We start from the raw sequence: 16,749 nt of genomic DNA on the forward strand, positions 1-16,749 counted from the left end.
TTATGCTCCTGACGTATCTATATAGTTGAGACTATCAAATAACATATAAATATCGCTACCACTTTCAGGCTTCTGATTAGTGGCTAATTCAATAATTTTAAGAGACGGTATAGAAGTGATAACCACGTTCTTTGGTAATATTGCCTCGTTGATACGCATGAACATACCTGTACTCTTTGTGGCATGCTTATCGATTGTAGTTAGGCCGACACTATAGCTTGTTAATCTAATAATATAAGCCCACGCAAATAGCAGCTCCACCGCCTGTGGCAGCTCTTCTGCGCCAAATTTGTCAATATAATAAATTAATGCATTATCAAAGACGTTACGGGTCAGCTTGTCGCCTTTACGCCTTCGTTGATAGTTATTATAAGAATCTAAAGTATTTATTATTTTGGAGGCGCGCTTGTTTAAGGCGTGATCAAACAGGGTAACGATGTGCTCAGAACTTGATGCTTGACCATTATTAATGGCTTTGTACTTGGTTATCAGAGCATCATAATGTGCCACCATTTCAAAAAACCGTCTTCCGTTAATGATGGTTTGGTCAATTGAAAAGGGATAAGCAGTGGGTGAGCCTGCGATCTTGCAATGAACGCTGTTGTTATAGTCATCAATATAGTGGTGAGTGATGGCTAAGCGTCTGGTATAAGGTGGAAGTGTCTTGGACTCTAAAGTAATGCCTTTGAACTCTACGACATCATCTTTAGTAAATGTCTGCGCTGACTGACCCCGCGACCAGCGTCTAATACGATATAAATGATTTGAGAATAATTTGTCCAGTCTGTCATCATCTAGATTTTCCCAGTAATTGACAGTCTTTATTCTTAATGCTTCATCACCAGTCTTAAACTCGCGTAAATGAAACGCTTTTAATAGATCATGAGGGTAAAGGTCTTTACCACGAGAGTTTTGTGAGTCAAAAAACTGAAAAGCTTCCGATTCATTTTCTAATACAAAGATAACAACTTCACATTTATGCAGTAAAAAGTCGATATGTTCGATGTTAAGCTCGCCACGGCTGATAATGCGTAGTATCTCTTGAAAGTTTGTATGCAGATTATAGACAGATATATCACTAGCAAAATTTTGCCGTTCAGCCAGCTTTGGCACGCTCTGAGTAAGATTACCTAATACCTCGCGAATCGTTTGCTCAGATTCAGGCTGAGTTGAGTCATCAAGATTATAATATTTGATAATCGCCATGACCGTCAGCATCAGCGTTAAAGTACGCTGTTGCCCGTCTACTATATTCAAAATATTCTTTAAATTGTCTTCATCGTCTTTAGGGCGATGAAGTACAATAGTACCCAGTCGATAGGCGGACTTGTCACTTTGGGTTTTGATATCGTTGAATAGATTGGCAATATTTTGCTGATTCCACTTATAAGGACGCTGGTAATCAGGAATGCTTAGCTCTGTCTCACTGAGTAGCTCAGATACAGTGATAATTTTCTCGTGTAGCTTGTGCGACTTAGTGCTTTTAGTCTTATTCTGACTTTGTAGTGCTTGCATATTGTTGTCAGAATTACTCATACTCACCTTGCTCTTCAACTTCTTTGCCCATCGCTTTGGTGATCAGTCCAATCAGCTGATTGCGTCTATCTGCTATAAAACCGCCAAAATCATCCGCACGTAGAAGCTCAGGTGATAATGAGTGGCTGGCAAGTAGCTTATCCATCTCTTCATCTGCTAAGCCAACTTGCTTTTCATTTTGAATCTTAGATAAATAAATAGAGGGCGCATCGCCACCTATTTTACGATTGGCTTTGTACGAGATGCTGGTTTTATTAAGAATGCTGTCGTAAACCTTGTAATCTAGCCCTCGTTCATCACACCATTTTCGCGGGAAAATATGATGAATATCGAGCGCCAGTTCTTGCTCGGCATCTAGCTCTTGGATCGTGGCATTCCAGAACCAGTCTTTGGCACCTTCACGTAGTATCAGGATGTTGATGGCTTTATAGGCTGCGCTATTACGCGAGCGCAAGCTAAGTAACCGCTCTGGTTGAAAAAAAGCATCGCTCACTGTGCGTGGTAGTTTGCTATCATCCTCAAACCACTGTAGCAGTTCTTCAAAGTCATTAGCGATACGTGTCTCTACAGCGCCCCCGTATAGCTCACCAAGTACACCTGACCAATACCAGCGGGCTAGCTTTTCATAGATTCTCGGCTCAAGCCAGCGATTACCTAGCTTGGTCATCACTGCTGCTAGAGGAACGACTTGCGTGCTATATGGTAGCTCACTACGGGCATAAAAATACTCTTTGCGTAAAAACTGCGCTGCTTGTTTAAAACCTTGCTCGACACTATCGGCGTACTGCTGCCATGCAGATAATGGTAGCTTAAGCATATCGGTGCGCTTGGCACTCACAGGGCGTAGTTGCTTGCCCGTTTTACCTGCGTCGATGTCAGCATTTCGCAAATCAAAGGTATGCAAGATAGTCACAGCTTGTAGTACTTCAGTGGCCTCAGTGCCCTTTAGCAATAACTGCGTGCCAATGCGAGCTTTACGCGACTCTACATTGCGATCTTTTGATCCAAGCCAGTCATCACGCAGGTTATAACCCTCAGCGGCATAGCTTGCGGTGATCAGCTCAAACACCGACAGCTGAACGCCGCCTGTATTTACTTTTTCAAAAACTAAGCATACCGCTTCTTTTGAGGATTCTTTTTTTAGCTCAATAACGGGCAACTGGTAGGTAGTAAATGGGTGAATAATCTTGGTCAAAAACTCCATAAATACAAACATATCGCTTTGCTTGTCAGTATTCGTAGTCAAGTATTTACTTAGCTCAATCTGCCATACATTGGAGTTGAATATCTGATCACAAGGGAACATCATGTGCTCGCATTCTTTTTCGATAGTGGATAAATCTATATCGATATCACGTCCAAAGTTGCTTTTGATTTGTTTGTTTTCATCAACGGCGACGATGGCGTCCTCGATATAGTCCTCGGACTCGATAGCCTTACGAATATCAAAGTAATAATGGCGTTGAATTTTTTTACCTTTACTGGTGCGGGTCTGCACTGGCGTCGTTAGCCCTATCGCTTGGGTCAGAGTGGTGAGGCGCTGTTGGCCGTCGAGTATGAGCTTTTGCGGCTCTATGCTTTTATCTATTAAGTTTTCGACACCTTCGACAGGACGAGTTTGAAATCTGACCTCACCACCAGTCTCTAAGAGCATGACGGCACCTACTGGGAAGGAGCGGGCAATACTCACTAGCAAGTCTTTTACATGATCATCATCCCATACCCAGCCACGCTGAAAGTCTGGGAGTTGAACTTTTCCAAGCTTGATATCGTTGAGTAGTTGGCTAAGGAGTATTTTGGTGGAGTCAAAAGTAGTCATTAATTTAAAAGTCCTTTTTATTCATTGTATTTTCTTTATTCATCCAATCGGCATGAGGTTCGACGTGATTTAATCCACCAACCGCACCTTGCCAGTCAACAACTGCTGCATCATGCCTTGCTTGATGTCACGGGTTTTCTCCAAGCGCTGCTGCAGTGTCTGAATTTCTGCATCCATATCCGAAAGGATGGTAGCGATGGCGGTTTGTTCAATTGAGCTATTAGGTAAACTAACTTTCAAAGAACTAAATTCACTGATCCAGTGTCGTTTATGATCACCTACTTTATAGTCAATATTCGATAATAATAAATAAATTAACTGAATTGGTATAGAAGTAGACTTTGGCTTTAGGATTTTCATTGCAGAGGATTTAACTTTGAACGGAAAGTTTACAAACTGTGTGGCAGTTGTAAAATCATCAAATATGATTGTAGGAAGATTTCTATAGATTCCATGTGTTTCTTCAGTGTAACCAAGGATGAAAGACTTTCCAGCTGTTAATACAGGTGTAGTACCATCTTCAAGAAATTCATTGCCATCAATAATATATTTAGTAGGCTGCTCATAAGATAATAAATCCCTAAGCTCTACTAAATCCCAATCCTCAGGAATCCGCCCCAACTCAGTTTGTTTAAATTCTTTTGGATTACCATCCTCACGAGTGGCAAACTCAGGTAAGCGAGTTTTGCCTGTGAGGAGCTGTTGCATCGTGCCCGTTTTGATCGCTTCTTTTTTGTCAATTAGCTTTTCTAACGATTGGATAAGGTTATCGATATCGGATAGGGCAGTGGCGATGGCGGTTTGTTCTTTCAGGCTATTGGGAATTCCAACTTTTAATTTACTAAACTCACCAATCCAATGTCGCTTATGATCGCCCACTTCAAAATCAATATTAACTAATAATGAATGTATTAAAGAAATAGGGGCTTCATCAGACTTTGGTCTTAAAATCTTCATAGCTGATGATTTAACTTTAAATGGAAAGCTTACGAACTGAGTTGCAGTTGTAAAGTCGTCAAAAATTATGACTGGAAGCTTTGTATTAATACCATGAGTTTCCTCTGTATAACCTAAAATAAAAGACTTACCAGCTGTTAAGACAGGAGTAGTGCCACTTTTAAGAAACTCTTTACCATTAATAATATACTTAGTCGGTTGCTCATAATCTAAAAGTTCACCTAATTTTTTAACCTCCCAATTCTCAGGAATAACACCAACCTCAGTCTGTTTATAACCCTCAGGTATCATAACGTTGCTCATTACGCCACTCCCATCGCTTGCAGATGCGCTGTCACCTTTTGGCTTAATGTCTCTACCTCATCGACGATTTGCGATAAAGGCTCAGCATAGCGCTCATCCAGCTCTTTGATACGATTGGCAAGCTGAGCAGTGATACGCTCAATCTCATCTTCGATACCCCCTTGTAGCGTGGCGTGCCATTTATCCTCAATGAGTAGCGTCTTGATAGCCGCTTCATCCAAAGTCGGGTAATGCTCAAATACGGCTTTATCTAACGCATCTTGCGCTTCTTTTAATGATTTCTTGGCTTTGGTCTCAATATCGAAATAAGAAAGCAACTGATGGAGCACGTCTTTTTCATCACTATCGCTGGCGAGTTTTAGACGCGCGTTGACACTCGACTTAGTAAAACTGCCTTTGTCCGTAGCCGCGTCAGCGAGCAAGCCGTCTTCATCGCCATGATCTTCCGTATAGTCGGCTATGGTGCTTGAGGCGGTGTCTAGCTCAGCTTGCAAGTCATCGATATGGGCTTGCTCATCGCTATAGTAGCGCGCAATGATAAGCGTAGGCGGGATCAGCTCGGCTTTATATTTGACCTTATTAATAATCAGATCAGGCTCTTCTTTTAGCTTTTCACCTTTAGCCACGACCAGCTTGCGTAGCTGACTGCCGATACTCCAGCCATCTTGGCTGATAGCATAGATGTCGTCCTGCAAGCTCTCACTCCAGTAGTCCATCAAGATTTGATAGATATCGTATTTATCGAGTAGTGGTGCATGAGCATAGCGTGCTAGCAGATCTTCACTAATTTTGTGAATAAGCGCTTTAGGTCTATCGCCTTTGGTGATGTCACTCAGCTGGTTAGCTTGCCACCAGTCATTGAATGGCGTTAAGCTTTGCTCAGCAAAGGCAATAAACTCAGGATGAGCCAATACTGCTGCTTTGACCTCGGTCGATGCCACAAGACACTCACGATACCCATCACGCAAATCAGAAAATAGCGTCTGGCGTAAGGTAGGTAGTACTTGCCAATAAGACTCTAGAGAGTCGATATCGGCAACAGGGATACCGCCTTTTAAATGTGCGGTCAGATCATGCTGATCTTCATCGATACTGGCATCGATATAGCGTGGAATGTTTAAGTTATAATCGTTTTCAATGATCTCATCCAAGCCTACCATTCGGCTATAGCCTGTCAGAGCGATTTGAGAATTAAAAACATCGACGATTTTGTGAATGTCTTGGCTACGTAGGCGGTTTTTATTACCGTCTTTCATGTAGCCGCGGCTGGCATCGATCATAAATAGACCCGCATCCCCTTTTGCTCGGCTCTCAGCAGTATTTTTATCTATCACGATGACACAAGCAGGGATGCCCGTACCGTAGAACAGGTTGGCTGGCAAGCCAATGATGCCCTTGATGTAGCCTTGCTTGATGAGGTTCTGGCGGATATGCGCTTCGGCATTGCCTCGGAACAGCACGCCATGTGGCAAGATCACTGCACCAACGCCCGTGCTTTTTAAGCTTTTGATGATGTGCAGCAGGAACGCATAATCACCGTTCTTCTCAGGCGGGATACCCCAAGTAAAGCGGTCAAACTCATCCGACTCTGGATTTAAGCCACTGGTCCAGTTTTTATTACTAAAAGGCGGGTTTGCCACGATGAAATCAAAAGTCTTGAGCTGACTGCCTTCTACAAAGTGCGGAGAGGATAGGGTATTGCCCTTGTAGATATCTGCACCCGTCGCCCCATGCAATATCATGTTCATTTTTGCAAGTGCGGTAGTCGCAAAGTCCATCTCTTGACCATAGATCGTCAAGCCGTTTGGTGCTTCATCACTAACCTTTAGCAGTAGAGAACCTGAACCACAGGCCGGATCGTACACTGTCGCATCTAGTGGCGTATCGTCATCAACGCCGATAATCTTCGCTAGAATACGTGACACTTCTGATGGCGTATAAAACTGACCCTTTGATTTACCCGATTCGGTGGCGAAATGACGCATCAGATACTCGTAAGCATCGCCCAGCAGGTCATCACCATCAGCACGGTTGCCTGACAAGTCCAAACCTTCAAAGATACCAATGAGCTTAGACAAGCGGTCAACGTGCTCTTTGCCTTTGCCCAGTTTTTCTTCGTCGTTGAAATCTGCCACATCGATGACACCGCGCAGACCGTTTGCTTCAGCCAGCTTAGCGATGATCTTATCGACCTTTTCGCCGATCTCTTTATCGCCTTTCAGCGCTACCATATCCTCGAAGCTACCGCCTTCTGGTACTACGATATCGCCAAAAACGTCGTCTTTATATTTATCAGAGACGTACTTCATAAATAGCATGGTCAATACGTAGTCTTTGTATTGACTGGCATCCATGCCGCCACGTAGCTCATCACAGCTTGCCCAAAGGGTAGAATAAATCTCGGTTTTCTTAAGTGCCATAGTTATAAATCTTATTAGTAAAGTATATTAATATTGAATAAAAAAGCATTGCAGAATAGTAACACACAACCGTTTATTTGCCTGTTGTATAGGTTGACTTAAAGGGTTTATAGTCATCGAGTCTAGTGTAGATTCAGTGTGACTAAATGAGAAGGGTGTTTAGATAGAAACGAATGCTATACGTCATCTAATGACGTAAGGATATAAGAGTGCTCTAAAGGCAGTCGCATTTTAGCAACTATGTTGACTCATAATAGATCATTATAAGTACCGAAAATCGTCTAGTTTTTTTATAGATATTTAATGTCAACAGTTCTCTAGCTATTTGTTTATGTTACCATTGTATTTTTATGAGTTACAGCTTGTAATTAAAAAAACATAGGTCGCTGTCATAAAATTTTGATGGTGGTCTTTTTATTGAACCAGTTTTAGTTTAACGATAGTTAGATATAACAGACTGTCAACACAAGCGTTCAGTTCTTTCGTAATAAGATGGGTGATATAGATGGATTTTTGGTTAAAAGTGGCGCAAGTCTCGCAGGAGTATTTTGTATTCCCAGCATTGATTTCGGTTTTTGTTGCAATAGTCAGCATAATCTTTCGTTTAAATTATACCAAACCGGCTAAAGCGCTAAATAACAAGCTGTTGCAGTTAACTAAGGAGCTAGAAGCGGTTGATGACACATCTGGGGTCAATAAAGACTTATTAGATGAGAAGTTTAGTAGTCATACGTCGTTAAGACAAGCGTGGTTGAATTACAAAAAAACCTTTCATGATACTTATGAGACTGTAGATGGGGAGAGCAGGGTTGTTCATTCACATGCAACCGTGCCAAGTGAAGCATTTTTTACAGAGTCCATCGTCGTAGATGTACCCTTAAAAGTAGAGTTTTATAAACATTTACCCGGCATGATTACGGGCGTCGGTATTATTGTTACCTTTGCAGGTCTGCTCATTGGTCTACTAGCCTTTGACCCTGCTGGAAGTCCTGACACGGTTCAAGATAGCTTGAACCTGCTACTCACTGGCGTTGCTGAAGCATTCATGGCGTCTGGAATGGCTATTCTGGTCGCTATGGTTATCACATGGCGTGAAAAGTCGTGGCTGAGACAGTGCTATGCACAACTGCAAAAGCTAAATACTACCATTGACAATGCCTTTATTCCCGATGACAGCGGTGAAGAATATCTAGCCAAACTATTAAAATCCTCGCAAGCAAACGAAGCCAATGCCCGCCAGCTCAAAGACAGTCTCGTTAATGATTTAAAAGCCATGATGACCAATCTGGTTGAAGAGAATAAAAAGAATCAGACAGCTTTTGCGACTCATTTGAGTGAGTCTTATGCACAAACCAGTCAGTCGATGGCAACTCAAATAGGCGAGTCTATTACTGACAACTTACAAGGCCCATTAGATAAGATTGCCTCGAGCGTGCAGCAAGTGAGTGGTGATCAAGGCTCAGCAGTACAGGAACTAATGACTGATGTATTAACCGCCTTTATGAGCAAGCTTGAAACGACATTTGGCAGCCAAATGACAGGTATGAGTGAGATGATGACACAGTCTGTCACCGCTATGCGTGAGATGCAGTCAGGATTTTCTCAGCTCATCACAGACATGCAAGTCAATAGTGAAACATCAACGAAGACGCTAGAGACGCAAATGACAAATATGATGGAAGATATCCATCAAAAGCAAAATGAGATGGCAGCTCAAATGAATGATATGGTAGAAAACCTATCTGCAGGCTCTGCCAAGATGAGTGAGCAAGGACTACGCGCTGCAGAACAGCTAAATACTAAGATGTCAGAGCTCGTCTCAGATTTGGGCGCCTCCATGTCAGGTCTGCTAAAAAATGTTGCCGAACAGCGCATCGAGCAAGATCGCCTGATATCAGATAATCAACAAAAACTTCATGAGCAGTCATCAACACTCATTGATAACTTAGGCGGCGAGATTAAAGAGCTGATAGCGCACAGCCAAGATGCCGTTCAGACGCATAAAGAGAACATTCAAAAACTATCTCAAGTCACCACCGATAGTATCACTGGTATGAACGAGGGCGCAGAAAAAATGCGCCGAGCGTCCGAGCAGTTTATGACAGCAGGTAGCTCGCTGAGTACAGTGACTGAAAAATCCTCAGAACTTATCGCTCAGGTTAATACCACCTCAACCAATATGACAAACGCAAGTAGTAACTTGATTGAATTGGTTAGAGACTATAAAAACTCTCAAAACAGCGTCAATCTTGCCATCGAAACGCTCGAGGGCCTCATTCAGCAATCAAAATCTGAGGCCGGGATGAGCAGCCAACTGCTAAGTGATATGCAAGGCATGACAACTGCGCTTAATCAAGTGAAGGCAGAGATGCAAGAGTACTTAACAGAGGTCAGCAATGTGTTAGTGAAAAGCTTTGATAGTTTTGGCAGCTCTGTTGAAAGTAGCCTAAACCAGTCACTAGTATCCTTTGATAACACACTTGATCAAGCGGTCAAACGTCTTGCAACGGGCGTTGAGGGTCTAGGGAATGTGGTAGAAGATCTTGAAGATCTGACCCAAAAAGTCAGAGTGTAATTTTGGAGTGTATCGCTAATGTTTGGTAATAATAGGTACGCAAAAAAGCACCGTTCAAAAGATGAGGGTGAGAAACCTTTTTGGATATCATTTGCTGACTTGATGACCGCGCTTATGACCTTGTTTTTGGTGGTGATGGCAGTGTCTTTAATGGTAGTGACCAAAAAGATTAATGAAGCCACACAAGCAGAGAAAGAGCGCAGCTCAGAGATTTTAGATATTTGTACCAGTATCAAAGATGACCCTACTTTAAAAGATCAACTGGTTACCGTCGACTGTAAAGAAAACCGTATTAACTTTGGTGAAGCAGGCCGCTTTGGTCATAACGATTATAGGCTTAATCCAGAAGGTATCAAGGCGTTAAGCGCCCTAGTACCTGTAGTCTTAGATGCTGCCAATAGTGAAAATGGTAAAAAATGGTTCAAGCAAATTGTGATTGAAGGCTTTACCGATACGGATGGCTCGTATTTATACAATCTAAACTTAAGCTTGCGACGCTCAGAATGGGTTATGTGCAGTTTGCTTGACCCAAAATTCAACCCAGAGCTTAATCTAACTGCTGCACAAAAAAATCAAATTAAACAGTTGTTCCTAGCTGGAGGGGTTTCATTTAATGCTGCAAAAGACAGTAAAGAAGCTTCACGTCGGGTCGAGTTACGGATGCAGTTTTACGGCTTAAAAGAACAAGAGGATATCGAGGATCAACCCACCTTTGATGCCGTTTCTGTTGAAAGCTGTCAGTTACCAAGGTAGATGTGATGAGTATCGCTGATTTAAAGCAAAGACTAAACGTGAGCGTCGAGAAGTTCTCTGAGCCTGCTCAAGCACAAAACAAATTTGCTAGACCGCATAAATTAATAAAAACCTTAGATATCATTGAGCGTAAGTTTGATGATATGGAAAATGCTCAGCCTGTTGAAGAAAAGATTATCAATTCTATTAAGAAGTTAGAAAAACATGGCACCGACTATCTGACCAAACGTGACTGGAAGAATATTGCATGGTCACTAAGCAAAAAACTGCCGCATTATGAGGATAAAATTTTATTTACCTTTATAGGTGGTAAGCTGATCGAGCAGTTTAATAGCATGCAGCCTGAACTGCTTAAGGCCGTTTATTTCCCGCTACTTTATAGTTATTTCGCGGTAGAGCAAGAGGAGATCAATAAACGTCCTAACAATTGGCTTGGGCTCAAAAACATCTTGAGTAACAACCGCTCCTCTCTATTTCAAACTACCACACGCCCAAAGAAATGGCTGACGACGTTAACCGACCATCCTGAACTACTATCAGCAGACCCTTCCAAAAAGTTTATTCGTAATTTTTTACATAATAGCGATGAGGACAGAGTAAGTAATCAGCTAGAAAGCCTAAGTATCGCACCGAATAGTTGGTTTTGGGATAGCTTAGTAAGTTCATCTATCAAGTCGGTTAAAACGATGAAAGAGGACGATTACCTAGAAGCCATCCCTCGCTTTCTGCGCTTATTAGAACAAAACCCAATTTATACTAAAGATATCTTAACAGCGTTACTTGAACGTTATGCAACAACCTCAAGACGTACGATAGTACATGAAGTCTTAAAGAACATCTCTTTGACGCAGTGGGGTAATCCTCAATTTGAGTCATCGGCAGGCTGGCGTAATATCAGCTTAGATACCAAAAAAATGGTGATTCAGTGGTTCGTCAGAGCAGATTTAGAAGCGTTCTTTAGATTATTTAGTCATACAGCCGATAGGGATCGCTTTGACTACTGGATTAAGTTTATTGATAAAATCTCTTTTTCTCAGATATTTTTAGGAACAGCAGCTCTGCAATCTCGGAATCCGGCACATAAAAAGTTTATAGAACTTAACCGTGGCAGGCTCAAGAACCTTATAGGCTCTACCCCTAGTAACAATGCTTTTTTATTAAAAATTGATAACGTCCATATTGTTGATTTTTCAGATACTGGGAATGCCTGCTATGGATATAGTGACTTACCTTTCAATCTTAGTAAGAAAAACATCACGGTTCATGAATTAAAAAGTAAACAGCATTCAATCTTTAAAAGTGATTCTGGTCGGGGCATGAGTTTGAGTCATTCAGGAAATTGGGAGGCAAGATTTGATGAAAAACTCTCTGAATTGGGAGTTTTTTCTAATCAACCTGCTAGTCCAAAATATAAAAGGCGCCATTAGAGAGCAGTTATGAAACTAGCATTTTGGAAAAAAAATAAAAACAAGCAGACCGCAACATCAGAAACTGTAGTCAATAGTGTCGAGCCTGCGCCACTACAATATGATGACATTGGTTTAAAGCATAGCTATAGCTCAGAGTCTAAAACAGATGCCGACTTTTATTGGGAGAGTTTGGCAGATGAAGAGCTCGCTTATCAGTCAGATGATGGCTATGTACTGCCATGGGAAGCGCTTTTTGAGATACAGCAAGACCCTGAACATACTATAGACAGTAATGCCATTGAATGGCTTAACTTGCCACCATCAAGTGACTTATATCCGGTCATCCGTAGCGAAAATGGAATAAGTGACAAAGACTTCCAAATCATTCTTGATGGCTGGTGTGATAAAAATAAGGTTAAGTTTAAAGGATCGGTCAAACGAGAAGGCGCTATTGTTAGTATTGCTGGCGAGGAGTATTTATTAAATGAGTCGGTCTGGAAACTGGTTGAAAAGATTAAAGCATTCTCTCGTATTACGGATAAAGACAAAGCATTAAATCAAAAATATTGGGCACAGATACGTAGTTTGGCTAATAAAAGTGAAGCCAATTTAGATGAGTTTTTACGTAAAACTATCGTACTCGCCCCAGAAGAGCTGCAACTTAATCTTCGTAAAAACTTAGTGAGCACAGAATCGATAGTTGAAGTACAGCCCGACTTTAAAGACGCGCCTGCAAACTGGCTGCAAACTTTCGATAGCTATAATGACGTTCAAAGTGAATATACAATCAGCTTGCCAGAAGGCGGCCTTGCGCATGTCATCATCGAGCCACAAGTCAAAAGCGTACTTAGTGAAATCAAAAAAATGCCCAATCGGCGCATCGCTGGCGAGCGTGCACAGACTTTTTTGCATAACCCTTTTTCTCAGTTAGGTGATGACGCAGTTGAAGTCATATCTTCAGAGGGTTTCGAGCAATCAAAAGAAGAGGCAGAAATCTATAGCTATCGTATGAGTATAGATAAAGCTTACGATGAATCATCATATTTTATTTCAGCTCAGCTGACACTGCATGAAAACTCAGGTCGAGAAAAAGACCCTATTTTATTAGCGCTCTCGAATGTAGTACAGGCTGAGCACTTTATAGCTGCTTATGAGAAGCCATCTCCCGTTTTTCTATGGGCAGGCTATAACATCGATAGAACCAGCTATTTAGATGATCAAGTAGCCGCGCTTAAAAACGACCTAGAAAATATTCAGCAGTATGAAGATGATTTACAAGCTAAAAGCGTACTGGATTTAAATAATTACAGCGCTCGAGTAATAGGGATTGGTGAGGCTGAAAAGTTAAGTTCTGAAGCCATTCAAAAAGATAGCGGCGAGTCACAATGGTTGCCACAGAACCTTATTGAAGAGTCCGCTACTTTATCTCAGCTGACTGCTGATAATGATATCGGGACTACTACTGAACGACTTAAGCAGCAGATTGAGCAGGCAGAATTAGAAAGATCAAACTTTGTACGTCACCCAGAGAGCAATGTATCTATTCCATTAGACGAAGCAAAGCGCTTGTTAGATGAGCTTTGTGATTCAAAAAATGAGAATACAGCTGAGAGTAATACCGAACAAGAGCAACCAGATGCCGCTGAAAAAAAGAAAAAGTCCACCTTATTGATTGCCAACAATATTGATGAGGCTGATTTTACCAAACAGAGAGCTGAAGTTCTAAGTCTTTGTGAAAAAAATCGCCTAGACGCGAGACTACCATCAAGCTTTAGAGATCAAGAATTCAGTTTAAAAAAGCACCAAGAGTATGGTGTTGCTTGGCTACAAAACCTATATCAGTATGCGCCAGTGCAGGTGAGTGGCTGCTTGTTAGCCGATGACATGGGACTAGGAAAAACGCTGCAGTTACTTTGTTTTATCGGAGAGATCCTAGAAACAGCAGAAGATAAAAAACCTGCGTTAGTGGTCGCACCCGTGTCGTTGCTAGAAAACTGGGAATCTGAAATCAATCGATTTTTTAGTGCCAAGTTTGGCAAAGTGCTGAGTCTATATGGGGATAATTTAAAACAGCGAAAAATACCTAAGCACCTAATATCTTCTCAATTGAGAGATGATTATGGCATTACAAAGCTACTTGAAGATAATTGGTTGGGCGGCGCAGATATTGTGCTCACCACTTATGAAACCATGCGAGATCTTGAGTTCTCCTTAGGCAGAGTGGACTGGAGCGTTATGGTCTGCGATGAGGCACAAAAAATTAAAGTGCCCACCGCTATGGTGACAAAAGCCGCTAAAGCCCAAAAAGCTGACTTTAAGATTGCTTGTACCGGTACACCTGTAGAAAACTCACTAGTAGATCTATGGTGTTTGTTTGACTTCATACAAGAAAACTTGCTCGGCTCTTTAACCGAGTTTAACAAAGAGTACCGTCGACCTATTGAGAGAAAAGAGGATGAGAATGGTGCAATAATAAATCATCTTCGTCAATTGATTGAGCCGCAAGTATTAAGACGTATGAAACACGATGTCGCTGAGTTGCCCGCGAAGCATGAGGTTGATGATTGTAAGGATATTACAATTTCACAGTTACAACGCACGTTATATAAGCAAGTATCTAATGACACTCAAAGTTTGTCTGAACAAGGCGCTCAAGGCGTTATGTTAAAGGCGTTACATGACATGCGGATGATTTGTGCTCATCCCTTAAAGCTACATCAACAAGCAACGATCAATGACTCGCCTAAAGCTAAATGGCTAATAGATACTTTAGAGCTCATAAAACAAAAAAATGAGAGGGTTATTATTTTTACTGAGTTTAGAGACATTCAAGTATTTATAAAGCGTCTTTTACTTGAGCGATATGGTTTAAATGTGACGACTGTAAACGGCGACACAAATACCGACAGTAAAAAAGGGTTAACTCGGCAGGCGACTATTGATAAGTTTCAAGAAATAGAAGGGTTTAATGCGATTATCTTATCTACGGTAGCTGTTGGCTTCGGGGTGAATATCCAAAAGGCAAATCATGTGATTCACTATACAAGGAGCTGGAACCCCGCTAAAGAAGACCAGGCGACAGATAGGGCGTATCGCATTGGACAAGATAAAGAGGTCTATGTGTACTATCCGTCTATCTCAGCACAAGACTTTGAAACCTTTGAAATCAAACTGGACAAGCTGTTATCTAGTAAGCGTCGTCTTGCTGACGATATGTTAGAACCAAACACTGAGATCACACAAGAGCTGATTCAGTCGGTTTATTGAGTAAGACTTTTAACAAAGGATGGCGGTTATCTTTAATCTTTATCTACTACTGCCGTTAATTATTAGTGATACAAATAAAGGTATGATGCCCTAACAATCTAGCAGAAATTTTATAGCAGTAGAAATTTTCATAAGTTGACTACAATGAGCCTAAGCATAGCTAGCTTTGCTCTATCTGCTTATTTTAGGAACATTTTTTAATGTGATAGTCCTTGAGATTAACAAGGTTATTAGTAGCTATCTCGTAAATATGCATGGAGAAAAATCTTATTTTTCGTTTATACAATCATTTTTGCAGTTATTACTTATCTTTTTATAAAGAATGTCGCTTACCCGTATGCTGTAGATCGTTATTTCAAGAGTGAAGAATTTCTTGCCATAAAAGAAAGTATCTCTCAGCATGTACAAGACTGTAATGACTTAAATCAACATATCCAAGACCTAAAGCTTTCATATGCTGATATAGAATCCTTCGACTACGGTAAAGGAAATCTGTCTGACACCAGTAGATATAACATGAAAAGAAAGAACTGGTCTGAAAGCACAAACAACCGATGGACGCATCCATGCTCTCTATCTATTGTGAAAAACGCTAACGATCAGCCATTCAAGTATCTATGTAAGTACTTTAACATCAAACCGACTGAAGAAACTTTAGAGAAGTTTGAGAATGCACTAAATGATTTTTCTGCTGCCGAACAAGGTAAGGTTTTGTTGGTACAGGAAAGAGATGCTACGATAGCCAGTGTAATGGAATCCATACCGCCATTTGTAATGCGCTCTAGTGAAGAAAGAATAAAGCAAGAATTAGGCTTTATGCTTGTCAACTTATCTCAGTTGTATTTTCCTGTTTATACCTTTCAGTATGTTTTAGCTAGTGGTAACAGCTCATCAAGGTTTGATTTCAGATTAGACTTAGACCAGCTAGAACGATTTATCGGTTACTTAGCTGAATCGGTGAAGTTTAAGAATAGTGTAGCAGGTCAACGGGCATTAATGACAGCCAAGTTGAGAGAAAGAATTAAAGTACGAGATAACTTTACTTGCAAAATATGCTCTCTTTCCACTTCGGATAAAAAAAATCTTTTACTTGAGATTGATCATATTATTCCTTTATCAAAAGGTGGTAAATCAACAGAAGATAACTTGCAAGTACTGTGTTGGCGTTGTAATCGCTCTAAAGGATCAATAACAGATCATGTCCCAAGCTTAAAGCATGACCAATTGGTTAATAATATACCAAAACCAGAAGTTGCGGCACGTCCTGTTATGCCACCACCACTGCCACAAAATATGCCTGTCTCTATCGCTGAGTCACTTAATGAAAAACCTGGGGCAGTTACACCAAAGTCGTCAGTAAGCATGGTTCGTCCAAATACAACTACGCTGCCACCTATTCCTCATTCGCATTCATTAAAAGCTACACCTGATATAATCACGTCAGCCAATACTGCGCCACCACCTACAAACGATTTTTTCTTGACTTGCTTTTCTGATTCAGTGGCAGCAGAAGCTGCACAAGCAACACCAAGTAACCCTACAAACATAACCAATGCTCAAAAAAATGCGGTTAGAACTGCTCACAGCTATCTTGAAAGCTCGGGTTTTTCGCGTGATGGTCTGATTGAACAATTAGAGTATGACGGTTATACAGGCAGTGACGCGACCACAGCAGTAGATAGTTTAGATATGAACTGGATTAAGCAGGCT

General features: G+C 41.2%; 9 protein-coding genes. 5 read left to right on the plus strand and 4 right to left on the minus strand.

Annotated elements, in window-relative coordinates:
* From Q0890_RS09235 to Q0890_RS09250, 4 genes are all read right to left on the minus strand, one after another.
* Entirely contained in the window at positions 1-1,536 is a 1,536-nt protein-coding gene (locus tag Q0890_RS09235; protein WP_299219814.1) for a DUF262 domain-containing protein, read from the minus strand.
* Entirely contained in the window at positions 1,529-3,355 is a 1,827-nt protein-coding gene (locus Q0890_RS09240; protein WP_299219817.1) for a DUF262 domain-containing protein, read from the minus strand. Before Q0890_RS09240 ends, Q0890_RS09235 begins: the two co-directional genes overlap by 8 nt.
* Before the next feature lie 69 nt (positions 3,356-3,424).
* Positions 3,425-4,615 (minus strand): restriction endonuclease subunit S, encoded by a 1,191-nt coding sequence (locus tag Q0890_RS09245; RefSeq protein ID WP_299219819.1) that lies wholly within the window; start codon positions 4,613-4,615, stop codon positions 3,425-3,427.
* Positions 4,615-7,035: a type I restriction-modification system subunit M gene (locus tag Q0890_RS09250; protein WP_299219822.1), complete on the minus strand. Its 2,421-nt coding sequence runs from the start codon at positions 7,033-7,035 to the stop codon at positions 4,615-4,617. Before Q0890_RS09250 ends, Q0890_RS09245 begins: the two co-directional genes overlap by 1 nt.
* Positions 7,036-7,540: 505 nt before the next feature.
* On the opposite strand from Q0890_RS09250, the gene zorA reads away from it, so the two are divergent.
* The 5 genes from zorA to Q0890_RS09275 all read left to right on the plus strand — a co-directional run.
* Entirely contained in the window at positions 7,541-9,610 is a 2,070-nt protein-coding gene (gene zorA, locus Q0890_RS09255) for an anti-phage ZorAB system protein ZorA (RefSeq protein WP_299219824.1), read from the plus strand.
* A gap of 18 nt (positions 9,611-9,628) precedes the next feature.
* The gene (gene zorB1, locus Q0890_RS09260) at positions 9,629-10,363 is read left to right on the plus strand and encodes a type I Zorya anti-phage system protein ZorB1 (RefSeq protein ID WP_299219827.1); all 735 of its coding nucleotides are present in this window, start codon (positions 9,629-9,631) and stop codon (positions 10,361-10,363) included.
* A 5-nt stretch (positions 10,364-10,368) separates the two neighbouring features.
* Complete coding sequence (locus Q0890_RS09265) at positions 10,369-11,790, plus strand: EH signature domain-containing protein (protein ID WP_299219830.1); 1,422 nt, start codon at positions 10,369-10,371, stop codon at positions 11,788-11,790.
* Between the two features lie 9 nt (positions 11,791-11,799).
* Complete coding sequence (locus tag Q0890_RS09270) at positions 11,800-15,039, plus strand: DEAD/DEAH box helicase (RefSeq protein WP_299219833.1); 3,240 nt, start codon at positions 11,800-11,802, stop codon at positions 15,037-15,039.
* 516 nt (positions 15,040-15,555) lie between these two features.
* The coding region (locus Q0890_RS09275; protein ID WP_299219836.1) for an HNH endonuclease at positions 15,556-16,749 on the plus strand (1,194 nt) is incomplete at its 3' end.

Source organism: uncultured Psychrobacter sp. (assembly GCF_947488565.1).
Classification (GTDB): Bacteria; Pseudomonadota; Gammaproteobacteria; order Pseudomonadales; family Moraxellaceae; genus Psychrobacter; species Psychrobacter saeujeotis.